This window comes from Erythrobacter donghaensis, from assembly GCF_001557325.1.
Lineage (GTDB): Bacteria > Pseudomonadota > Alphaproteobacteria > Sphingomonadales > Sphingomonadaceae > Erythrobacter > Erythrobacter donghaensis_B.
The window spans coordinates 1-21,554 of sequence record NZ_LSJS01000235.1; the positions used below are offsets into that span (position 1 = coordinate 1).

Annotated in this window: 25 protein-coding genes and 1 pseudogene; 16 read left to right on the forward strand and 10 right to left on the reverse strand. The window is 65.9% G+C overall.

Features of this window, described 5'->3' with window-relative positions:
- Window positions 1-147, forward strand: a pseudogene (locus AX692_RS20570) (MGMT family protein); the annotation flags it as partial.
- Here AX692_RS20570 and AX692_RS14210 read toward each other — a convergent pair.
- Both AX692_RS14210 and AX692_RS14215 read right to left on the reverse strand, forming a co-directional pair.
- On the reverse strand, window positions 144-905 hold the full coding sequence (locus AX692_RS14210) for a hypothetical protein (RefSeq protein ID WP_073977072.1): 762 nt from the start codon (window positions 903-905) through the stop codon (window positions 144-146). The pseudogene AX692_RS20570 and the gene AX692_RS14210 sit on opposite strands and share 4 nt — an antisense overlap.
- 9 nt (window positions 906-914) lie before the next feature.
- Entirely contained in the window at window positions 915-1,562 is a 648-nt protein-coding gene (locus tag AX692_RS14215) for a glutathione S-transferase family protein (RefSeq protein ID WP_073974886.1), read from the reverse strand.
- A 130-nt stretch (window positions 1,563-1,692) separates the two neighbouring features.
- On the opposite strand from AX692_RS14215, the gene AX692_RS14220 reads away from it, so the two are divergent.
- Window positions 1,693-2,268, forward strand: a complete 576-nt coding sequence (locus AX692_RS14220; RefSeq protein WP_073974891.1) for a DUF305 domain-containing protein — start codon at window positions 1,693-1,695, stop codon at window positions 2,266-2,268.
- Window positions 2,269-2,271: 3 nt separating this feature from the next.
- Here AX692_RS14220 and AX692_RS14225 read toward each other — a convergent pair whose 3' ends face one another.
- Complete coding sequence (locus tag AX692_RS14225) at window positions 2,272-3,831, reverse strand: cryptochrome/photolyase family protein (protein WP_073974885.1); 1,560 nt, start codon at window positions 3,829-3,831, stop codon at window positions 2,272-2,274.
- A 38-nt stretch (window positions 3,832-3,869) separates the two neighbouring features.
- On the reverse strand, window positions 3,870-6,038 hold the full coding sequence (locus AX692_RS14230) for a primosomal protein N' (protein ID WP_073974884.1): 2,169 nt from the start codon (window positions 6,036-6,038) through the stop codon (window positions 3,870-3,872).
- A gap of 136 nt (window positions 6,039-6,174) precedes the next feature.
- Between AX692_RS14230 and AX692_RS14235 the strand changes: the two genes are divergently transcribed.
- Window positions 6,175-6,804, forward strand: a complete 630-nt coding sequence (locus tag AX692_RS14235; RefSeq protein ID WP_230959609.1) for a DUF4197 domain-containing protein — start codon at window positions 6,175-6,177, stop codon at window positions 6,802-6,804.
- Between the two features lie 6 nt (window positions 6,805-6,810).
- Here AX692_RS14235 and AX692_RS14240 read toward each other — a convergent pair whose 3' ends face one another.
- Entirely contained in the window at window positions 6,811-7,437 is a 627-nt protein-coding gene (locus AX692_RS14240) for a DUF2490 domain-containing protein (RefSeq protein ID WP_073974883.1), read from the reverse strand.
- A gap of 87 nt (window positions 7,438-7,524) precedes the next feature.
- Between AX692_RS14240 and fsa the strand changes: the two genes are divergently transcribed.
- Window positions 7,525-8,178: a fructose-6-phosphate aldolase gene (gene fsa / locus AX692_RS14245; protein WP_073974882.1), complete on the forward strand. Its 654-nt coding sequence runs from the start codon at window positions 7,525-7,527 to the stop codon at window positions 8,176-8,178.
- A 13-nt stretch (window positions 8,179-8,191) separates the two neighbouring features.
- Window positions 8,192-10,027, forward strand: a complete 1,836-nt coding sequence (gene cobT / locus AX692_RS14250; RefSeq protein ID WP_073974881.1) for a cobaltochelatase subunit CobT — start codon at window positions 8,192-8,194, stop codon at window positions 10,025-10,027.
- On the opposite strand, the gene AX692_RS19755 is transcribed toward cobT, so the two are convergent.
- Complete coding sequence (locus AX692_RS19755) at window positions 10,017-10,490, reverse strand: hypothetical protein (protein ID WP_155645044.1); 474 nt, start codon at window positions 10,488-10,490, stop codon at window positions 10,017-10,019. The genes cobT and AX692_RS19755 overlap by 11 nt on opposite strands.
- Before the next feature lie 114 nt (window positions 10,491-10,604).
- Between AX692_RS19755 and AX692_RS14260 the strand changes: the two genes are divergently transcribed.
- The 4 genes from AX692_RS14260 to cysS are packed head-to-tail and all read left to right on the forward strand — an operon-like array spanning window position 10,605 to window position 13,405.
- Complete coding sequence (locus tag AX692_RS14260) at window positions 10,605-10,892, forward strand: ribbon-helix-helix domain-containing protein (RefSeq protein ID WP_073974879.1); 288 nt, start codon at window positions 10,605-10,607, stop codon at window positions 10,890-10,892.
- Entirely contained in the window at window positions 10,889-11,173 is a 285-nt protein-coding gene (locus AX692_RS14265) for a type II toxin-antitoxin system RelE/ParE family toxin (protein WP_073974878.1), read from the forward strand. The genes AX692_RS14260 and AX692_RS14265 overlap by 4 nt, the downstream gene beginning before the upstream one ends.
- A gap of 11 nt (window positions 11,174-11,184) precedes the next feature.
- On the forward strand, window positions 11,185-11,847 hold the full coding sequence (locus AX692_RS14270; protein WP_073974877.1) for a nitroreductase: 663 nt from the start codon (window positions 11,185-11,187) through the stop codon (window positions 11,845-11,847).
- A gap of 31 nt (window positions 11,848-11,878) precedes the next feature.
- Window positions 11,879-13,405, forward strand: coding sequence for a cysteine--tRNA ligase (cysS, locus tag AX692_RS14275; RefSeq protein WP_073974876.1), 1,527 nt, complete (start codon window positions 11,879-11,881; stop codon window positions 13,403-13,405).
- On the opposite strand, the gene AX692_RS14280 is transcribed toward cysS, so the two are convergent.
- Window positions 13,402-14,028: a 2OG-Fe(II) oxygenase gene (locus AX692_RS14280; protein WP_073974875.1), complete on the reverse strand. Its 627-nt coding sequence runs from the start codon at window positions 14,026-14,028 to the stop codon at window positions 13,402-13,404. The genes cysS and AX692_RS14280 overlap by 4 nt on opposite strands.
- On the opposite strand from AX692_RS14280, the gene AX692_RS20225 reads away from it, so the two are divergent.
- From AX692_RS20225 to AX692_RS14305, 5 genes are all read left to right on the forward strand, one after another.
- On the forward strand, window positions 14,006-14,269 hold the full coding sequence (locus AX692_RS20225) for a hypothetical protein (RefSeq protein WP_073977734.1): 264 nt from the start codon (window positions 14,006-14,008) through the stop codon (window positions 14,267-14,269). The genes AX692_RS14280 and AX692_RS20225 overlap by 23 nt on opposite strands.
- Window positions 14,270-14,285: 16 nt before the next feature.
- Window positions 14,286-15,230, forward strand: coding sequence for a D-2-hydroxyacid dehydrogenase (locus AX692_RS14290; protein ID WP_419470474.1), 945 nt, complete (start codon window positions 14,286-14,288; stop codon window positions 15,228-15,230).
- A 166-nt stretch (window positions 15,231-15,396) separates the two neighbouring features.
- Window positions 15,397-17,079 (forward strand): acetolactate synthase large subunit, encoded by a 1,683-nt coding sequence (locus tag AX692_RS14295; RefSeq protein WP_073974872.1) that lies wholly within the window; start codon window positions 15,397-15,399, stop codon window positions 17,077-17,079.
- 41 nt (window positions 17,080-17,120) lie between these two features.
- The gene (locus tag AX692_RS14300; RefSeq protein WP_073974871.1) at window positions 17,121-17,414 is read left to right on the forward strand and encodes a GIY-YIG nuclease family protein; all 294 of its coding nucleotides are present in this window, start codon (window positions 17,121-17,123) and stop codon (window positions 17,412-17,414) included.
- 50 nt (window positions 17,415-17,464) lie between these two features.
- Entirely contained in the window at window positions 17,465-18,907 is a 1,443-nt protein-coding gene (locus AX692_RS14305; RefSeq protein ID WP_073974870.1) for an aldehyde dehydrogenase family protein, read from the forward strand.
- A 21-nt stretch (window positions 18,908-18,928) separates the two neighbouring features.
- Here AX692_RS14305 and AX692_RS14310 read toward each other — a convergent pair whose 3' ends face one another.
- Together AX692_RS14310 and AX692_RS14315 are read right to left on the reverse strand one after the other, a co-directional pair.
- The gene (locus AX692_RS14310; protein ID WP_230959466.1) at window positions 18,929-19,354 is read right to left on the reverse strand and encodes a hypothetical protein; all 426 of its coding nucleotides are present in this window, start codon (window positions 19,352-19,354) and stop codon (window positions 18,929-18,931) included.
- The gene (locus AX692_RS14315) at window positions 19,354-19,569 is read right to left on the reverse strand and encodes a hypothetical protein (protein WP_073974869.1); all 216 of its coding nucleotides are present in this window, start codon (window positions 19,567-19,569) and stop codon (window positions 19,354-19,356) included. Before AX692_RS14315 ends, AX692_RS14310 begins: the two co-directional genes overlap by 1 nt.
- Before the next feature lie 123 nt (window positions 19,570-19,692).
- Here AX692_RS14315 and AX692_RS14320 point away from each other — a divergent pair, with 123 nt between their 5' ends.
- Entirely contained in the window at window positions 19,693-20,373 is a 681-nt protein-coding gene (locus AX692_RS14320; protein WP_073977071.1) for a LexA family transcriptional regulator, read from the forward strand.
- On the opposite strand, the gene AX692_RS14325 is transcribed toward AX692_RS14320, so the two are convergent.
- Window positions 20,370-20,642, reverse strand: coding sequence for a hypothetical protein (locus AX692_RS14325; protein ID WP_155646327.1), 273 nt, complete (start codon window positions 20,640-20,642; stop codon window positions 20,370-20,372). The genes AX692_RS14320 and AX692_RS14325 overlap by 4 nt on opposite strands.
- A 210-nt stretch (window positions 20,643-20,852) precedes the next feature.
- Between AX692_RS14325 and AX692_RS14330 the strand changes: the two genes are divergently transcribed.
- A complete protein-coding gene (locus AX692_RS14330; protein WP_073974343.1) occupies window positions 20,853-21,494 on the forward strand; it encodes an MBL fold metallo-hydrolase in 642 nt (213 codons plus the stop codon).
- Window positions 21,495-21,554: the final 60 nt, after the last annotated feature.

Consider the following 21,554-nt stretch of genomic DNA (forward strand, 5'->3'; position numbering starts at 1 on the left):
GGGCGAACGGGGCGAAGGGGGCGGACCACATCGCGGTGCTGATCCCGTGCCACCGGGCGATCGGCGCGGACGGCACGCTCGGGGGGGTATGCTTATGGCTTGGCGATCAACGCCGAACTGCTCAGGCAGGAGGGGCGTGCGGTCTAGGCGGCCCGTTCGATCACGCTGACAAGGTCGGATGCCTTCGCGGCGATGTCGGCAACCGCGCTGTCGCTGAGCGCGATGCTCTCCAGTCGATTGCGCAAAGCATCGGATTCGTAGAAATCGCGCACCCGTGCCGCGTCGGCGGTTTGCCAGAAATTGGTCGTAGAGACGTATCCATATGCGCCGAACCCGTCGCACCAGTCCTGCCACAGTCGCCCGACGATATCTTCGTCCGGCATCGCGAGCACCTGTGCCAGCAGATCATCCAACTGCCAGCCCCCGCGGCGGAACATGCATAACGTCTCGTCTAGCGCGTGGTGCCGCGATGGGGCCGTGTTGAGGAATTGGCCCCGGAACCGGTCAAGCACGCTCCATTGCGCGGCAGACCAATGGCCCGGGTTGCCGGTATCAAAGCGCGAAAGCGACAATTCGATGCCGTTGACGTCGGGCTCTTCGCCCATGGCGATCACTTCAAGCGTGCGGGGCAAGAGGTAGGCCCAGATAAGCTGATTGACGCCTCCTGCTGGGTAGGCTGCACCGAACCATTCACGCAGATAGTCGAGCGGGAGTTCGGCAATATTCGGGCGGAAGAAATCCTCCGCAGTCGCTTGGGTCATGCAACAATGGGTGCAAACGTCCACATCGTCGGGCTTGGGTCCGGCGAAGACGAGGTAAGCCTCTTCGATGAGGTCATGGAAGGGATGCCCCGGTGGCACTTTCGCCCCGGGGTCTTTCTTCTTGTCCTGCCGTTTCCACCCCATCCGCGATCCTCAATCCAGCTTCGGCGGCATCCCCGGCTCGCACTTGGCCATCGCGCGCTGATATGCGGGCCGCTCGCCGATGCGCGCGAGATAGGCCTTGAGGTTGGGCAGGTGGTCGATGCTCATGCCGCTCATCGCCCGCGACGTGGTGAGCTGGAAGCCCATCATGATGTCGGCGGTGGTGAGCTGGCTGCCTCCGAAATAGGCAGCCTCGCCGAGGCGCTCCTCGACGATCGCCCAGCCCTTCTGCACCCGGTCCGCGACGAAGAAGGGCAGCTCGGCCGCGCCCATGAACTGCGCCACCAGCGCCATCATGCCATTGGTCATGAAGGTCGCGTTGGCCCAGTGGTAGTAGAACAGGTGGTCGGCATAGTCGGGGTGATCGGGCGAGGGCACGAGGCCGGTCGCGGCGGCCGTCTGGGGCGCATGTTTCGCGACGATGTAGTCGATGATCGCCCCGCTCTCGCCCAGCACCAGATCGCCGTCGGTGATGACGGGCGCGATGCCCATCGGGTGCAATGCCTTGTATTCGTCCGGCGCGAGCCGGTTGTCGGCGCGGCGGTCGTAGAGCTTCAGGTCGTATTCGAGCCCCAGCTCCTCGGCGAGCCAGACGATGCGTTCGGATTGCGACAGGCGCAGGTGGTGGATGGTCAGCATGGTGAGGCTCTCTCCCGGATGGAAGCCATGACCCTAGTCCAGCAGGTCACCTCGCGGAAGCCTCGCCTTGCGCGGTTCTGCGGAACATCCTGTGCTGGACGCGCTTGGGCCTGGTTTCGAAAGGAACGCCATGCAGCACGCCAAAGCCGACGCGCACAAGGGCAGATGGGCCACCTTCGCGGCCATGATCGCCTCCTCGATCGTCACCATGTTCGTGCTCAAGTACTCGAATGTCTACGAAGCCGATCACGTCTATTTCAGCCAGACCCGCATGTGGATGGCGCTGATGATGGGCATGGCGATGATCGTCATCATGCTGGGCTTCATGTGGGGGATGTACCGGACGCGGGCCGTCAAGATCGCGGTGATGCTTGCCGCCGTCGCCGGATTTGGCCTGTTCCTGTTCCTCGCGCGCAGTCAGTCGACGGTCGACGACCGGGCGTGGATGAAGGCGATGATCCCGCACCATTCGATCGCGGTGCTGACCAGCGAGCGGGCGAGGATATCCGATCCGCGGGTGCGCAGGTTGGCCGACGACATCATCGCCGCCCAGGTCAGGGAGATCGAGCAGATGCGTCTGCTGCTCGGCGAGATCGAGGCAAATGGCGAGCAGGGCGATGGCGAGCCGCTGGCCCCGCGCACGGCTGCGCTGACGCCGGAACTGCGCGCAGCGGCCCGGGCGGGCGCCGGCTTGTCGGAGCGCTGATCGCTATTCGGCGCGCGCCCAGCCGATGCGAGCGGGCTCGAGGCTGGCAAGGAAGGTCTCCGCGCTCTCCAGATATTCGCGCTGCCTCGCCTCGCCCATCCTGTCCCACGTGGCATAGATGCGCCCGATGCGGTGGTTGCTTTCGAGCTTGTCGCGGTTCTTCGCCATGAAGTGCCAGTAGAGCGGGTTGAAGGGGCAGGCGTCGGGGCCGGTCTTCTCGGCGACCTTGTAGCGGCAGCCCTTGCAGTAGTTGCTCATCTTGTTGATGTAATTGCCGCTCGCCGCATAGGGCTTGGTGGCGAGCTTGCCGCCGTCGGCATAGAGCACCATGCCCGCCACGTTGGGCAGCTCGACCCATTCATAGGCGTCGGCATAGACGGCGAGATACCAGTCGGCGACCTGCTTGGGGTCGATCCCGGCGATCAGGCAGAAATTGCCCAGCACCATCAGCCGCTGGATGTGGTGGGCATGGGCGTCCTCGCGGGTGGTGCGGATGCAATCGGCAAGGCAGCGCATGTCGGTTGCGCCGGTCCAGAAGAACTCGGGCAGGGGCCGGTGGGCGGCGAGTTCGTTGGCCTCGGCAAGGGCGGGCATGGTGTACCAGTAGAACCCGCGCACATATTCGCGCCAGCCGATGATCTGGCGGATGAAGCCCTCTACGGAATTGAGCGGAGCCCTGCCTCTTTTGTAGGCAGCCTCGGCGGCGCGGCACAGTTCGAGCGGATCGAGTAGCCCGCAATTGAGGCTGGTCGAGAGCATCGAGTGGTAGAGGTCGTCCTCGCCATGGATCATCGCGTCCTGATAGGGGCCGAACAGCGAAAGGCGGCGCGCGAAGAAGGCCTCGGCGGCTTCGAGGGCCCCGGCACGGGTGACCGGCCAGCCAAAGGGTTCGAGATCGCCGAAGTGGTCGGCGAAGCGTTCGCCGACCAGCACGATAACCTCCCGGGTGATGGCGTCGGGGGCGAACTTGGGAGCCGGGGGCGCTTTCAGGCCCTGCTTGGGCGGCTCGCGGTTCTCCGCGTCGAGGTTCCAGACCCCGCTCACGGGCTTGTCGCCTTCCATCAGCAGGCCGGTCTTGCGCCGCATCTCGCGGTAGAAATACTCCATCGTCAAGTGCTTGCGCCCCTCGGCGAAGGCGCGGAACTCGGCGTGGGTGGCGATGAAGCGGGTGTCGGGGAGGATGCTCACGGGGCAGGGGAAGCGGCCCTCCCATTCCAGCATGGCTCCGTGCACCCGCCACTCGCCGCTTTCGGTGACGCGGATTTCGGACGGCGCGTGGCGTTCGACGGCGCGGGCAACCTCGCCGGTGAAGCTGCCGGTGTTGGCGGGATCGTCGAGGCGCACGTAATCGACCTGCCAGCCCTCGGCGCGCAGTTCCTCGGCGAAATGACGCATTGCCGCAAAAATGAGCACGATCTTCTGCTTGTGGTGCTTCACATAGGTCGCCTCGTCCCACACCTCCATCATCAGGATTCGGGTTTCGGCTGGCGTCAGGCCTTCGAGACTGGAGAGATTGCGCGACAGCTGGTCGCCGAGGATCGGCACGAGAACGGGACGGGTCATGGGGAGGATACGCGGTGGCCTGCGCTTTGGTTTCGCGCTCAGACGAAGGAGTAGGGGTCGATATCGATCCCCACCCGCACCCCGGGCGCAAATTGCACCGCGCCGATCCAGTCCCGAAGCACCGCTTGCAAATTCGCGCTGCGGCGAGCGTTCACCAGAAAGCGATAGCGATAGCGTCCGCGCAGCAATGACAGTGGAGCAGGGGCGGGGCCGAGGATCTGGACGTCCCCCAGCCGTGGGCGCACGTCGCCGAGCCGCTGGGCGGCCTCGCGCGCTTCCTTTTCGTCCTCGGAAGACAGGATGATCGCAGCCCACCTGCCGAACGGCGGCGCCCCCGCATCGCGCCGCCCTTGCGTCTCGGCGGCGTAGAAGGCGTCGCGGTCGCCGTTCGCGAGCGCGGCAATGACGGGGGCATCGGGGTGGCGGGTCTGGATCAGCACCTCGCCCGGTTTCGCGCCCCGCCCGGCGCGGCCCGCGACCTGCGCGATCTGCGAGAAGGTGCGCTCGCCCGCGCGCAGGTCTCCGCCTTCGAGGCCCAGGTCGGCATCGACCACGCCCACCAGCGTCAGATCGGGGAAGTGGAAGCCCTTGGTGACAAGCTGCGTGCCGATGATGATGTCGATCGCCTTGCCTTCCGCCTTTGCGATGAATTCCGCCGCGCGGTCAGGGGTGTTCAAGGTGTCGGAGGTGGCAACCGCGAGCCGCGCCTCGGGGAACAGCTCGGCGACTTCGGCCGCGATCCGCTCGACCCCCGGCCCGCAGGCGACGAGGCAGTCGCTCTCCCCGCATTCGGGGCAGGCCTCGGGCACGCGCGTCTCGAAGCCGCAATGGTGGCAGGCGAGGCGGGCGGAGAGGCGGTGTTCGACCAGCCATGCGCTGCACGAGGGGCATTTGAAGCGGTGCCCGCAATTCCTGCAAAGCGTCAGCGGGGCATAGCCGCGGCGGTTGAGGAACAGGAGCGATTGCTCGCCCTTGTCAAGCCGCTCGCGCAAGCTCTCGATCAACGGCCCGGCGAGCCAGCGCTGGCTGCCGGGCTTCTCCTCGGTGAGGTTCACGAGGCGCACGGAAGGCAGGCTCGCGCCGCCAAAGCGGGCGGGCAGATCGAGCTTCGTGTAGACCCCGATTTCGGCCATGTGCAGGCTCTCGAGCGCGGGCGTTGCGCTGGCGAGGATCACCGGCAGGCCTTCGAAGCGCGCGCGCATCACGGCGACGTCGCGGGCGTTGTAGCGCACCCCGTCATCCTGCTTGAAGCTGATCTCGTGCGCCTCGTCGACGACGATCAGGCCGAGCTTCGCATAGGGCAGGAACAGCGCCGAACGCGCGCCGACCACGACCTGTGCCGAACCATCGGCAATCGCCCGCCACGCCCGCCGCCGCTCGGTCGATTTGAGCGAGGAATGCCACAGCACCGGCTTGGCCCCGAACCGCGCCGCGAACCGCGCGAGGAAATTCTCGGTCAGCGCGATTTCAGGGAGCAGCACCAGCACTTGCCGCCCCTGCCGGATCGCCTCGGCGACGGGTTCGAAATAGGTCTCGGTCTTGCCCGATCCCGTCACCCCGTCGATGAGGAAGGGCGCGAATTTCTCCGCGCGCACCGCTTCGACCAGCGTGCCGGCGACCGCAGCTTGCGCCTCCGACAATGCGGGCTGGTGGAAGTCGGGATCGGCGGGCGGGTAGGGGCGGTCGATATTGACCGCTACCGGCTCGATCAGCCCGGCCCCCGCCATCCCGCGCAGCACGCCTTCCGAGACGCCCGCCAGCGCGGCGAGCTCGCGCATGGTGCCCTGCTCGCCTGACAGCTTCTCCAGCGCCGCCTTGCGCTGCGCGGTCAGCCGCACCGCGCTGTCCGCTCCGGTCAGCCGGTATTCGGTCATCGTCGCCGGCCCGCCCAGCGCCCCGCCGCTCGCCAACGCCATGCGCGCGGTGCTGGCGAGCGGGGCGCAATAGTAGTCGGCGGTCCATTCGATCAACCGTCTGAGCGCCTGCGGCAGGGGCGGGACGGGCAGCACCTCGAGGATCGGGCGCAGACGCTCGAAGGCGATCTCCTCGCCCGGCAGGCGGCCCTCGTCCCACACGATCCCCATCACCTTGCGCGGGCCCAGCGGCGCGACCACCACGCTGCCGGGAGGCGCGCGCACGCCGTCGGGCAGCCGGTAATCGAGCGGGCCCAGCGCGGCATGCAATACAAGGAGGCGAACCCGGTTCATCGCGCAGTTATATGGGGCGGTGCAAAGGGCGAGGGCAAGTTGGAGACCGATGAAAATGGCCGCGATCACCACCTTTACCACGGCCCGTCCGCATACGAGGCGCAGCCTGCTTGCCGGAGCCGCCGGGGCGGGCGCCATGCTGCTCCTTCCCGCCTGTGCCAGCACCGGGGGCGGATTCAGCCTGACCGAGGCGGTGCGCCGCCTGCTGCTCGTTGCGACCGAGAACGCCTTTGCCCGCCTCACTGCGCCGGGCGGCTTCTGGGACGAGCAGGTCGCCCGCATCGGGCTTGGCGATGTGCTCGGCTCGCGCGGGGATGTGCTGGGGCGCATCCTCACCTCGCAGGCCTTCAAGGACCGGCTCGAGGAGCGCTTTGCCACCTTCGCGATCGACGCGAGCTTCCGCGCCGCGCCGGTGGTGACCGACGCGATCCGGGTGATCGGGTTCGAGAACGCGCTCGCGCTGGTACGCGGCGGGCCTTCGGCGGCGAGCGATTACCTGCGGCAGGAGGTCGGCTCCGCCCTGCTCGATGCCGTCGTCCCCGAACTCGGCGAAGCGCTGCGGATCAGCCGCGATCCGCTGCTCGGTCAGGCGCTCGCGGCGCTCACCGGGGTGGATGTGTCCGGGGTCGCCGACCGCTTCGGGCGGCAGATCGACGATGCCATCTGGGGCGAGATCGCGCGCGAGGAAGCCGCGATCCGCGCCGATCCCGAGGCGACCCGCGATCCGTTGCTGATCGGCGTGTTCGGGCTCGGCAGCCGGGTCTGATCTGTCTCAGAAACGGTAGGTGACCGTGGCCTGGGGAACGTGGGTGATCCGGTCCGGCCGGTCGCCGTTCGGGACCAGGATGAACAGGTAGTTCGCACCGACCTCGAAGTTATTGCCGAGGCGGTGGAACAGCGAGAGCTGCGCGCGCCATTCGGCCGAATCCGGGACATCGCGCCGACGGGACTGGACGATGCCGAACCATTCGCCGTGCAGGGTCGCGCGCCAGTCCCGCGCGAGCGGCTGGTTGTAGAGGACGCGCTGCCGCAGCCGCACCTCCATCCGGTCGGCCCGGTCGAAGAACCGCTCCTCGATTCGCGATCGCAGCGCGAAGCGGCCGAGCGTCACCACCGCCTGCTGGTCGAGCCGGAATTCGCTGAGCCCCCCGGCCTCGAACACTGCCACTGCGCCGCCGAGCGCCAGCCGCTCGGCCACCTGCTGCTCGACCAGGATGCGAATCGTCTGCTGCTCGTCACCGCGCGCCGCGCTGCGCCAGCGCTGCGAGGTGTCGATCGTCAGCCGCGTGTCATCATCGAGCGGGCCGGTCGCCGACAGGAAAACCCATAATTGTGTATCCTCTTCCCCGGCCCGCGCGATCGACGGTTGCCAAGCCGCCGACAGGGCGGCAAGCAGCATCGCAATTCGTGCTGGCAGGCGTGTCATGCGCCTGCCCCTAAAACGATGGCAGCCCGCTGCCTATTGGAAAAATCTGGAGCGACCCTGATGAAATTTTTCGTCGACACCGCCGATATCGCGGCGATCCGCGAACTTGCCGCCACCGGATTGCTCGACGGGGTCACCACCAACCCCTCGCTGATCGCCAAGTCGGGGCGCGACTTCAAGGAAGTGACCGCGGAAATCTGCGGGATCGTCGACGGGCCGGTCAGCGCGGAGGTCGTGGCGCTCGATCACGAGACGATGATGAAGGAGGCCGAGGTCCTCCGGAAGATCGCCGACAACGTGTGCATCAAGGTGCCGCTGACGGTCGATGGCCTCAAGACCTGCAAGGCGCTGACGTCGGACGGCACGATGGTCAACGTCACGCTGTGCTTCTCAGCCAACCAGGCGCTGCTAGCGGCCAAGGCGGGTGCGAGCTTCATCTCGCCCTTCGTCGGCCGCCACGACGACAATGGCTTCGACGGAATGGATCTGATCGAGGACATCCGCCTGATCTACGACAACTACAATTTCGCCACCGAAATCCTCGTGGCGAGCGTGCGGCACACCACCCACGTGCTCCAGGCCGCCAAGATCGGCGCCGACGTGATGACCGCGCCGCCCAAGGTGATCCACGACCTGTTCAAGCACGTCCTCACCGACAAGGGGATCGAGGGCTTCATGAAGGACTGGGCCGGGACGGGGCAGAGCATCCTGTAAGACTGCAAGACGCATGGCCGACCAGTCCCCCCTCGACCGTTTCAAGCAGGCGCTCACCGGCGCGAGCCGGGCGATTGCGCGCGATGCGGAGGTCGAGGTCGCCTGGAGCGCGGATGTGCCCGGCAGCGCCGGCAACCGCTTCCGCGTGCCCCTGCCGGGCCGCGACCTGCCCGCCGACCAGGTGCGCGAGGCGCGCGGCTTTGCCGATTCTTTCGCCCTGAAGCTGCGCCACCACGACGCCGCGCTCCACGCCAAATCCGCGCCGCCCGAACCGATCGCGCGCGCCTGCTATGACGCGATCGAGCAGGTGCGTTACGAGGCTTTGGGCGCGAACCGCTTCGGCGGCATCCGCGCCAATCTCGACGCCGCGACCGAGCTGCGCACCGCGGGCGACAAGATCGTGCGCGCGCAGAACTCGGCCGAAGTCCCCTTGCAGACCGCGCTCGCGCTGCTGGTGCGCGAGGCGCTGACCGGCGAGGCCGTGCCGCAGAAGGCGCAGGGCGGGATCGAGCTGGTGCGCGACTTCCTCGAGGAGAAGGTCGGCGGCGATTTCGCCGGGCTCGCCGAGAAGATCGGCGATCAGGAGGCCTTCCAGAAGCTCGCGCTCGACATGCTGCGCGAGCTCGATCTGACCCGGCCTACCGAGGCCCCCGACGAAAGCGATTCGGACGAGGCCGACGATGATGACGGCCCCGACGACGACAGCGAAGGCGAGGACGACAGCCAGGGCGAGGGCGATCCGCAGTCCGCGGAAATGGCCGGCGACATGGCCGAGGGCGAAGGCGAGGGGGAGCAATCCTCCGACACCGAGACCGACAGCGACATGGCCGAGGGCGATCCCTCGGACGACAGCGACGCCGCCAACGCCCCGGTGCGCCCCAACCGCCCGCAGGCCGAGGTGCCCGCGAGCGTCGACTACAAGGCCTTCACCACCCGCTTCGACGAGGAAGTCGCCGCGCCCGACCTGTGCGACGCCGAGGAACTCGACCGGTTGCGCGCCTATCTCGACAGCCAGCTGACCGGCTTGCAGGGCGTGGTCACGCGCCTCGCCAACCGCCTGCAGCGCCGCCTGATGGCGCAGCAGAACCGCAGCTGGGACTTCGATCAGGAAGAAGGCGTGCTCGATGCCGCGCGGCTCGCCCGCGTGATCATCTCGCCCGGCACGGCGCTGTCCTACAAGGTCGAACGCGATGTCGAGTTCAAGGACACCATCGTCACCCTGCTGATCGACAATTCGGGCTCGATGCGCGGACGGCCGATCAGCATCGCCGCGATCAGCGCCGACATCCTGGCGCGCACGCTCGAGCGCTGCGGGGTCAAGACCGAGATCCTCGGCTTCACCACCCGCGCGTGGAAGGGCGGGCAGAGCCGCGAGGCGTGGCTCGCCGATGGCAAGCCGCAGAACCCGGGGCGCCTCAACGATCTTCGCCACATCATCTACAAGCAGGCCGACGAGCCCTGGCGCCGCGCGCGCCGCAACCTCGGGCTGATGATGCGCGAGGGGCTGCTGAAGGAAAACATCGACGGCGAGGCGCTGATCTGGGCGCACAGCCGCCTGCTATACCGCCCCGAAGAACGCCGCATCCTGATGGTCATCAGCGACGGCGCGCCGGTGGACGATTCCACCCTGTCGGTGAACAGCGCCGGTTATCTTGAGGCGCACCTGCGCAGCGTGATCGAGTGGATCGAGAAGGTCTCGCCGGTGCAACTGGTGGCGATCGGAATCGGCCACGATGTGACCCGCTACTATCGCCGCGCGGTGACGATCATGGACGTGGAACAGCTCGGCGGGACGATCATGGAGCAGCTGGCGGAGCTGTTCGAGGATGAGAAGAAATCTAGAGGTTAACTCTCACATTCTTGATTTTCTTTCGTGCGTCAGCCCGCATATCTTTGAGGCTTCTCCAATGTTTTTCGCCCGGAAGAAGTGCCTCCCAGTAACGCCATCCATCAAGCTGGGTTTTCTTGCCATCTTTGGTGACGGCTAGGCTGCTTGCGGCTCTCGACAGTGTGTCGAATTCTTCGCCATTCACGACTAGTTTACCGTCCGAAAAATGGCCTTCATAAATTTGACGGCCGTAGTTGTATTTCATCCGAGCTTTGGTGCCGCTAGGGATTTCGACTCCGTCGTCGCGCCAGGGGATACCGTGATCGTTCAAGGGAATCTTCATTTCCGAGGTCTCAGCTTCATCCAAATCAGGGAGACCGAGCAAGCGCCGCAAGGCTTTGTGTGGGGGCTCATCAAACCCACGCTGTTCATTGACGATGGCGCGGTGGATGTCCCAGTCTATCTCGATAGTGTGATATGGCATAGTTGCTCTCCATAGTTACTCAGTAAAGTAACTTTATAGAGTATGTTGTCAAGCTCGATTTTCCGGGATCACTCGCATTGCTCCAATCACACAAAGTATGATATTCTCATACCCATGAGCAAACTCGAACGCATCACCGTCACCATGCCCGCCGAAATGGCGGCGAAGCTGCGCGCGGCGGTGGAGGCGGGCTCCTACGCCACCTCCAGTGAAATCGTGCGCGAGGCCGTCAGGGCGTGGGTCGACAAGGAAGAGCGGCGCGAGGCGGCGCTCTCCACGTTCCGCGCCGAGATCGAAAAAGGGCTCGCCGGCCCCTTCCGCGACGGTGAGACCGTGATGCAGGAACTGCGCGATCATGTCGCAAAGCTGGTGCGGGAACAGACCCACGACGAAGCTGCATGAAATACCGCATTTCTGACGAGGCGCAGCGCGACCTCGCCGGTATCGGTCAGCATATTGCGCAAGATAACCCTGCAAGGGCCTTGTCATTCCTCGACGAATTCACGGCGAAATTCCGCCTCATTGCGGAGCGGCCGTTATCATTTCCGTCGCGCGAGGAATGGCACCCCGATTTGCGCTCGGCCTTGCATCGATCCTACATTATCGTGTTCCGCGTCGCTGATGATCATGTCGACATCTTGCGCGTTTTCCACGGTGCGCGAGATATTCCGAACCTTCTTTGAAAGTCCTCCCAATGACCGTCACCGAAGCCGTCACCACCCGCCGCTCGATCCGCGCCTTTCTCGACACGCCGGTGCCGCTCGAGACGCTCACCCGCGTGATGGACAAGGCGCGCTGGGCGGCTTCGGGGTGCAATTACCAGCCGTGGGAAGCCACCATTGTCACCGGCCAGCCGCTTCGCGACTTGCAGGCGAAGCTCGCCGTCTCCCCGCCGCAGAAGGCCGAATACGACTGGACCGCGCCCGGGCAGGAGCCCGCCTATACCGCGCGCCTCCATGCCGTCTCCGCCGGCATGTTCGGCGCGATGGGGATCGCCCGCGAGGACGGGGCGGGGCGCATGGCGGCGATGATGAAGAACACCGTCAGCTTTGGCGCGCCCGCGGTGATGTTCGTCTACTTCCCGCGCCTGATGAAGGAGCCGCAGTGGTCGGACACCGGCATGTGGCTCGCCACGGTCGCGCTCCTGCTGCGCGAGGAGGGGCTCGACAGCTGCTTCCAGGAATACATGGCGCTCTATGCCGACGTGATCCGCGACCACCTCGGGATCGACAAGGAACGTTACATGTTCTTCTGCGGCATGGCGATCGGCTACCGCGACCCGGAGGCGCCGGTGAACAATTTCGAACGCGAGCGCGTGCCGCTCGAGGAGCACGTGCGGTTCATCGGCTGGGATTGACCCGCGCGCAGGCCCGACGCAAAGCGCGCGCATGACCGACGCGCCGCTCAAACTGTTCAACTCGCTCACCCGCCAGCTCGAGGTGTTCGAGCCTGTCCACCCCGGAGAGGCGCGCGTCTACACCTGCGGGCCGACGGTCTACAACTACCCCCACATCGGCAATATGCGCGCCTATGTCTTCGCCGATGTGCTGGGGCGCACGCTCACGTGGAAGGGCTACAAGCTCACCCACGTCATCAACATCACCGATGTGGGCCACCTCACCGATGATGCCGACGCGGGCGAGGACAAGATGGAGAAGATGGCTGCGGCGAAAGCGCAGTCGATCTGGGACATCGCCGCGCACTACAAGGAGGCCTATTGGGCCGATGTGAAGGCACTGAACATTCGCCAGCCCGCGCAGTGGACGGTGGCAACCGATTACGTCCCGCAGATGATCGAATTTGCGAAGGGCATCGCGGACAAGCACTGCTACGAGCTTGAAAGCGGGCTCTATTTCGACGTCTCGACCGTCGCCGACTATGGCCGGCTGGCGCGCGCGCAGACCGAGGAGGGGGAGGGCCGGATCGAGGCGGTCGAGGGCAAGCGCAACGCGGCCGACTTCGCGATCTGGCGCAAGACTCCGCCGGGCGAGACGCGGCAAATGGAATGGGATTCGCCATGGGGCCGGGGCGCGCCCGGCTGGCATCTCGAATGCTCGGTGATGAGCGGCGAGGTGCTCGGCTTTCCCTTCGACATCCACACCGGCGGGATCGACCACCGCGAGATCCACCACCCCAACGAGATCGCGCAGAACCAGGCGCATTGCTGCACCAACGGGCTGGACGATCCGAGGAATTCCGGCGCGCGCATCTGGATGCACAACAACTTCCTCGTCGAACGCTCGGGGAAGATGTCAAAATCCTCGGGCGAGTTCCTGCGGCTGCAATTGCTGGTCGACCGGGGCTACCACCCGCTGGCGTACCGGCTGATGTGCTTGCAGGCGCATTACCGCAGCGAGCTGGAATTCAGCTGGGAGGGCTTGGGCGCGGCGCTGACGCGGTTGAAGCGGATGGTGATGGGGGTTGAACATCTCAAAGCCCGTCATGCTGAACTTGGTTCAGCATCCATCGCCGATCTGGGAACGGAGCCTGCGGAGGGATGGACCCTGAACCAAGTTCAGGGTGACGAGGCTGATGGTTCCATCGAGCGGCGAGTAGGGACAGAACAATTCGACAGGGCACTGAGCGAGGACCTCAACACCCCTGAGGCGATAACCTCGGTGGAATGGGCATTGTCGCTCAAGGATTGGCCACCCAAAGCCAGGCTGGACGCAATAGCCAAAATGGACTCTGTTCTCGGCCTCAACCTCATGGGCCTCACCCGCGCCGACCTCCGCATCCGCCCCAAGGCCGCACGCCTCACCGAAGCCGAAATCGAAGCCGCGCTCGCCCGCCGCAAGGATGCGCGCGCCGCCAGGGACTTTGCCGCCTCCGACGCGATCCGCGACGAACTTGCAGCGCAAGGCGTCGAGGTGATGGACGGCGATCCGCTCGGCTGGGAGTGGAAGCTCGGCTAGGCCGCACCCGCGGGGCTCGCCGCCGCGGGCGGACGCACGAGCCACGAGACCAGCGCGAAGCGCGCATCGGCAAAGCGGTTGCCCGGCACCTCGACGGGGAGGATCTCGTGCGGGGCGAAGGAGGGGATCGCGACCAGCCGGTCGGCGCGCGGCGCGATCACCTCGTGCGCGTCGCCGATCATCGGATAGATCACGAGATCGCCGCCGGTGAACGCACGCGGCTCCCGGTTGAAATAGTAGATCAGGGTCATCACCCGGTTGTTCACCGGCGCCGAGGGGGTGGGGCTGGTCTGGGTGTCGATGTGGCGGCCGAGATATTGCCCGTCGCGATGCGCGACCATGTGCAGCTCGGTCGGGTTCCGCTCGAACAGGCCCGTTCCGAGCCTGGCGGCAATGCGGTCATAGCTCTCATCGAGCCTGGCATGAAACGGCGCCATCTGCGGACCGAAGCTGCCTGAAAAGGTGAACGAATCGCGCAGGCCCGTCTGGATCACCTGGCGCTGTTCGCGCGTATGCACCCGCGACGGCGCGAACGCGGCTTCGTTGTCGACGGCGAAGGCGTGAAGGCGCGCACAGGCGTCCGATCCGAGGAAATCGTCGATGATGCAGACCGGAAAGCGCACGCCGTCAGATGCCGCCCGCCCGCGCCGCCTGTCAAGCAGGTCGGCGCGGGCCGCCGGGCCGGGGCCCGGCGGCGAGGGGGTGGACAGGCTCGCGGTGCTGGTGGTGGGCCTCAGCATGGTGAGCTTCCTGGTTCTCTACTGGCAGGCCGGGTCGCCGCCCGCCTTGCGCAGGATCGCTCATGTCGACCTTGCCGGCCTGCCTGTTCTGGCAGGGGTGGCGTGGCTCGCGTTCCGGCAGTAACGCTCGCGTCATGACCATGCGACCGATCACTTTGGCCATCTCCGGCCTGATCCGCCCGATGCTCGAACCCCGTCTGCCACAGGGCCTCGACGTGCGATGGTTCATGTCGGCCGAGGAGGCCATCGACGCGGTTGCCGAAGCCGAGATCGGCTGGTTCGACATGAACGACAAGGAGGCGATGGCGGCCACGCTGGTCGCGGCCAGGAAGCTCAAGTGGCTCAACTCGATCTATGCCGGCCTCGACTTCCTCCCCATGGACGTGCTGATCGAGCGCGGCATCACCGTCACCAACGGGGCGGGGATCAATGCGGTCACCATCGCCGAATATGTCGTGATGGGCATGCTCACCATCGCCAAGGGTTATCGCGAGGTGGTGCGCGCGCAGGATCGGCACGAGTGGCTTTTCGACAGCCCCGGCAAGCGCGAGCTGGCGGGATCGAAGGCGCTGCTGCTGGGCTATGGCGCGATCGGGAAACTGATCAAGCCGCGCCTTGAAGCCTTCGAGGTCGACGTCACGGTGGTGCGCCGTTCGGGGGGTGAGGGCACCCTCGGCCCCGACGAGTGGCGCGGGCAGCTCGATAAATTCGACTGGGTGATCCTCGCCGTCCCCGCCACGCCCGAGACCGACGCGATGATCGGCGCGGAAGAGCTGGCGGCGATGAAATCGGACTGCGTCATCGTCAACATCGCGCGCGGCGCGGTGATCGACCAACCGGCACTCGTCGCGGCATTGCAGGCCAAGCAGATCGGCGGCGCCTTCCTCGATGTCACCACCCCCGAGCCGCTCCCGGCGGAGGACGTGCTGTGGACCTTGCCGAACGCGCATGTCACCATGCACCTGTCGGGCCGCGCGCAGGACAGGATGTTCGTCCGTAGCGCCGAGCGTTTCCTCGACAATCTCGCCCGCTATTTGCGCGGCGAGCCGGTTGCCCCGGTGTTCGACCCCAGGCTGGGCTACTGAGGGCTGCGCACCGCCGCGAGAATCGCACTGGCGATCTGGCGCTTTTCTGCAATACTCGCGAGCCTAAACCGCCCATCACGGGGCGGTCACACAGGCGCGCTATCGCCCGGGGAGGGGCATCGCGCGCTTGCCGGCCGGGGGGCCGCGACATGCAGGGGGGAACGACATGAGCGACACCAAGAAGGCATCTGACCTGTTCATCGAATGCCTCGAGGCCGAGGGCGTCGAGTACATCTTCGGCGTGCCGGGGGAGGAAAACCTCGATTTCCTCGAGAGCCTCTCGCACTCCAAGAAGATCAAGCTGATCCTCACCCGCCACGAACAGGGCGCAGGCTTCATGGCGGCGACCTATGGCCGGCACACCGGCAAGACCGGGGTGTTCCTTGCAACCCTCGGCCCGGGGGCGACCAACATGGTGACCGCGGTCGCCTATTCGCAGCTGGGCGGGATGCCGACGTTGGCGATCACCGGGCAGAAGCCAATCAAGAAATCGAAGCAGGGCCGCTTCCAGATCCTCGATGTGGTCGCGATGATGAGCCCGATCACCAAATACGCCCACCAGCTGGCGAGCGCCGACAACATCCCCAGCCGCGTGCGCGAGGCGATCCGCTTGGCCGAGGAGGAAAAGCCGGGCGCGGTGCATCTCGAATTCCCCGAAGACATCGCCGAGGAGCACACCGCCAGCCGGCCGCTGGCCGCCAGCCTCGCGCGGCGCCCCTCTGCCGAGGCCAAGGCGGTGCGCCAGGCGGTGCTCGCGCTGGAGGCGGCCAGGCACCCGCTGCTGGTGATCGGCGCGGGCGCCAACCGCAAGATGACGGGCCGAATGCTGCGCCAGTTCATCGACAAGACCGGCATTCCCTTCGTCACCACCCAGATGGGCAAGGGCGTGGTCGACGAGCGCCACCCGCTGTTCCTCGGCTGCGCGGCGCTGTCCGCCGGAGACTTCGTGCACCGTGCGATCCAGGACGCCGATTGCATCGTCAATATCGGCCACGACGTGATCGAAAAGCCGCCCTTCTTCATGCGCAACGATGGCGAGGGCGCGGTCGGATCGGACAGCCCGCCCACCGTCATCCACGTCTCGACCCGCACGGCGGAGGTCGACCCGGTCTACTTCCCGCAAGTGGAGGTGATCGGCGACATCGCCAACGCGATCTGGCAGATCAAGGAAGACATCGTCCCGCAGGGCAAGTGGGATTTCAAGCGGATGCTCGAATACCGCGCGGCGGAAGTGGCCCACACCGACGGGCTCGCCGCCGACACCCGCTTCCCGATCTTCCCGCCGCATCTGGTGCAGCAGGTGCGCGGCGCGATGCCCGAGGACGGGATCATCTGCCTCGACAACGGGGTCTACAAGATCTGGTTCGCGCGCGGCTACACCGCCTACCTTCCCAACACGGTGCTGCTCGATAACGCGCTGGCGACGATGGGGGCGGGGCTGCCGAGCGCGATGATGAGCGCGATGCTCTATCCCGACCGCAAGGTGATGGCGATCTGCGGCGACGGCGGGTTCATGATGAACAGCCAGGAGATGGAAACCGCGGTCCGGCTCGGCCTCAATCTCACCGTGCTGATTTTGCGTGACGATGCCTATGGCATGATCCGCTGGAAGCAGGCCAACATGGGCTTCAAGGACTTCGGCCTCACCTATGGCAACCCCGACTTCGTCCAATACGCCGAAAGCTACGGCGCGATCGGGCACCGGGTGACCTCGTCCGAGCACCTCACCGACCTGCTCCAGCACTGCCTCGACACGCCGGGGGTGCACCTCATCGACTGCCCGGTTGACTACACCGAAAACGACCAGATCCTGAACATCGACATCAAGCGGCTGTCGAAGGAGCTGTAATCACATGTCATCCCCGCGAAAGCGGGGACCCAGGGGCGGCCATGGAGAAGACGTATCATGTCTACATCCTCGCAAGCGGTCGCAACGGGACGGTCTATGTCGGTGTCACTTCCGACCTCGCTGCGCGCATGTGGCAGCACCGGTCGGGAGCTACACCGGGCTTCACGAGCCGTTACGGCGTTTATCGCCTTGTCCATGTGGAGGCCTTCTCGGACGTCAACGAAGCGATCCTGCGCGAAAAGCGGTTCAAGAAGTGGCGCCGGGCGTGGAAGCTGGAACTGATCGAACGGGACAACCCGCAATGGCTCGATCTTCATGACCGGATCATCGCCTGATTTGAGCCGCTCTGGGTCCCCGCTTTCGCGGGGATGACAAGTTTTGGAGAATGCGCGTGCAACTCAAATCCACCTACCCGCTCTACCTCAACAACAAGGCCGTCCAGCCCAACACCGACCTCGAGGTGACCGACAAGTATACCGGCGAGGTCGCCTTCCGCACCGCGCTCGCCACGCCGGACGTGATCGAGGAGGGGATCGCCGGGGCGGTGCGCGCTGCCGAGCCGATGGCGCGGCTTGCCTCCTACGAGAAGCAGGACGTGCTGATGCATTGCGTCCGCCGCTTCCGCGAACGCTTCGACGAGCTCGCCTATGCCCTGTGCGTCGAGGCGGGCAAGCCGATCAAGGATGCCGAGGGCGAGGTCACCCGGCTGATCGACACCTTCCGCATCGCCGCCGAGGAGGCAGTCAGGAATTACGGCGAGGTCCAGCCGCTCGACATCTCGCCGCGTGCCAAGGGCTATCAGGGGATGTGGAAGCGCGTCCCCATCGGCCCGTGCAGCTTCATCTCGCCCTTCAACTTCCCGCTCAACCTCGCCGCGCACAAGATCGCGCCCGCGATTGCGGTGGGCTGCCCCTTCGTGATGAAACCCGCCTCCAAGACGCCGCTCGGCGCGATCATCATGGGCGAGGTCTTGGCCGAGTGCGACATCCTGCCCGAAGGTGCCTTCAGCATCCTCCCCGCCAGCCGCGACGGGGCGGACCTGTTCACCGAGGACGAGCGGCTGAAGCTGCTCTCCTTCACCGGCTCGCCCGGGGTGGGCTGGGACTTGAAGGCCAAGGCGGGCAAGAAGAAGGTCGTCCTGGAACTGGGCGGCAATGCGGCGGTGATCATCGACAAGGATGCGGACCTTGCCGACGCGCTCGAACGGGTGATCTTCGGCGCCTTCTACCAGTCGGGCCAGTCCTGCATCGGGGTGCAGCGCATTCTGATCCACGATGACGTTTACGATGCCTTCAAGGCGATGCTGGTCGAGCGCACCGCCACGCTGGTGGCGGGCGATCCCAAGGACCGCAATACCTTCATCGGCCCGATGATCTCGGACGGGGAAGCCAAGCGCCTCAAGGGCTGGATCGACGAGGCCGTGGCGGCGGGTGCGACCCTGCTGTGCGGCGGGGGTCTGTCGCGCGGCAACATGCTCGAGGCGACGCTGCTCGAAGGCGTCCCCGCGGACGCCAAGGCGCGGAACGAGGAAGCCTTCGGGCCGCTCGCGATCCTCCAGAAGTTTACCCACTTCGATGAGGCGCTCGAGGAGGTCAACAACTCCAAGTTCGGGCTTCAGGCCGGCATCTTCACCCGCGACCTGTTCCAGATGTTCGACGCCTGGGACCGGCTCGATGTCGGCGGGATCGTTATCAACGACGTGCCGAGCTACCGGGTCGACAACATGCCCTATGGCGGGGTGAAGGATTCAGGCTTGGGCCGCGAAGGCGTGCGCTTCGCGATGGAGGACATGAGCGAGATCCGGAATCTGGTGATCCGCAGAACCTGATCCTCCCCTTGCAGGGGAGGATTACCCCTCCTCCAGCAGCAGCAGCACCGCGGTCACCTCGAGCCGCTCCATTGCGCCGAAGCGGTGATCGACCTTGGTGATGGTCGCGTCGGCGACCAGTTGGCGGGGGATGGTGAATTCGTGATCGGGCAGGCGCTCGATCAGCTCCTCTCCGGCCGCGACCGCGTCGGCGCCGCAGAATTCGAGCACCACCTCGTGGCGGGTGCCGGCAAAGGTGATCGAGGCCCAGGCCCTTTCCTCGTGCGCCAACACCGTGCCCGCGCCGCCGGTGATCTCCATCAGGCCGGCGCGCACCCGGTCGGCGAGCGTGCGGCGCACCCGCAGCCCGGAGGGCGCGCCGACGGGGAGGGCGGCGGACTTGATCTCGACCTGGTCGAAGTCGGCGGTGAGGTGGGCGAAGGGATCGCGCAAGCTTTCGGTGAGCATCAGGCCATCTCCCCCGGCTTGCCATGTTCCGCCCCGGCCGCGCCCGCGGCATAGCCCTGCATCCACGCGCGGGTGCGCATCTCGGTCTCGCGGCGCGGGGTGCGGCCCATGCGCAGGTCGAGCACGAAGCGCGGATCGTGGTGGGCGAGCCGCCCGAACTTGGTGGCGGGCAGGTTGTGCGTCCGCAGGAAGGTTTCGACGGTCCTTAGCAGCATGGTTTTGCGTCCCTCAAATTGCTGATCTGGGCGATTCGCACCGGGCGACTCGCCCGATGTTCCTGATTTGTTTCACTACATTTCCTACTTGTCTAGGAAAAATCCTTCGCGTAGGATGAATTCATGTCAGAGACCGTCCAGAACCCCCGTGAAATCCCGAATGGCCCCCGCACGCGGCTACTCGCCTTGTCGCAGGCGCGGGGGGTGAGCTTGGCCGCGTTATCCGAGTTGCTCGGGCGCAATCCGTCCTATCTCCAGCAATTCATTCGCAAGGGTAGCCCGCGTAAGCTGGAGGAGCAGGACCGCGCCACGCTCGCCCGCTTCCTCGGGGTGGATGAAGAGGAATTGCGCGAGCCGCAGGAAAATTCCTATGAAAAACTCCCTGGGCCGCGTGCGGCCGCCGAGTGGGTCGGGGTGCCCCGCCTCGATCTCGGCGCGGCCGCCGGGGCAGGGCGGGTGCCGGGCACCGAGGCCGCCTTCGACACCTTCCGCTTCTCGCGCCGCTGGCTCGAGGAACAGGGCCTCGCCCGCGCCGAGCTCTCGGCGATCCGGGTCGAGGGGGATTCGATGGAGCCTCTGCTCAACGATGGCGACGAAATCCTCGTCGACCGCGCGCCGCGCCCGTTCCGCGACGGTATCCATGTGGTGCGTCTGGGCGATACGCTGATGGTGAAGCGCGTGGCGAGTGCCGGGCCGGGGCGGGTGGTTCTCTTGTCGCAGAATTTCGCCTATCCGCCGGTGGAGGTGGCGGCCGAGGAGGTCACGATCATCGGGCGGGTTGTGTGGAAGGGGGGGCGGGTTTAGGCGCGCTTGGAGAAGCTCCATCGAAGTTCGACCGCATCGACGACTTCGCCGCCCATACATTGGATAAAGGCGTCCCTCAGTGCGAGACGTACCGGAGCCCATTTTTCGCGGTCGCTATTCGGGTTCATATCGTCAGCCAGAAAAAGCCAATCGACGAAGTCGTCCGCACTGACTTGCCCCTCCGAAGGGATGAGGTCCGATACGTGCAAAACACGGTCATTCTTGACGCAGCCGCAAAAGCCCCAGCCGGGCCCGGCGATTTCCATCAAGGCGTCGAACCCCTTTGGACTTTCGTTGTCTTGCATTTGCTGAGCGGACCTTCACCGTCGCGCATCTGATCGTCTTCAACACCGATTGTTTAGTCGAAGCAAAGATGTGCCTAACTCGAGGGCAAGGCTAGTGCAATTGTAGGCTTGCAAGGCGCTGTGCCAAAACCCATGGTTTCAACCATGACCGACACCCCCAAACAGCTTCCCCCCATGCGCGCCGCGATCATTCCGGTGACGCCGCTCCAGCAGAACTGCTCGCTGATCTGGTGCACCAGGACCATGCGCGGGGCGCTGGTCGATCCCGGCGGGGATCTGGACAAGCTGAAGGAGGGCGTGGCCAAGGCGGGCGTCACCCTCGAAAAGCTGCTCGTCACCCACGGGCACCTCGACCATTGCGGGCAGACCGGGATGTTGGCCGAGGAACTGGGCCTGCCCATCGAAGGCCCGCACGAGGACGACCGCTTCTGGATCGACCAGCTCGATGATGACGGCCCGCGCTGGGGGATGGTGGCAAAGAGCTTCACCCCGACCCGCTGGCTGAAGCATGGCGACACGGTGAGCGTGGGCGAACTCACCCTCGACGTGATCCACTGCCCCGGCCACACCCCGGGCCACGTGGTGTTCTTCCACGAACCCAGCCGCTTCGCGATTGTCGGGGATGTGCTGTTCCAGGGCTCGATCGGACGCACCGATTTCCCGCGCGGCAACCATCAGGACCTGATCGACTCCATCACCCAGCGCCTCTGGCCGCTCGGCGAGGACGTGATGTTCATCCCCGGCCACGGCCCGACCAGCACCTTCGGGCGCGAGCGCAAGACCAACGCGTTTGTGAGCGACTACGCGCTGAGCTGATCCTCCCCTTCAGGGGAGGGGGACCATGCGCAGCATGGTGGAGGGGCAGGTGCCGCCATC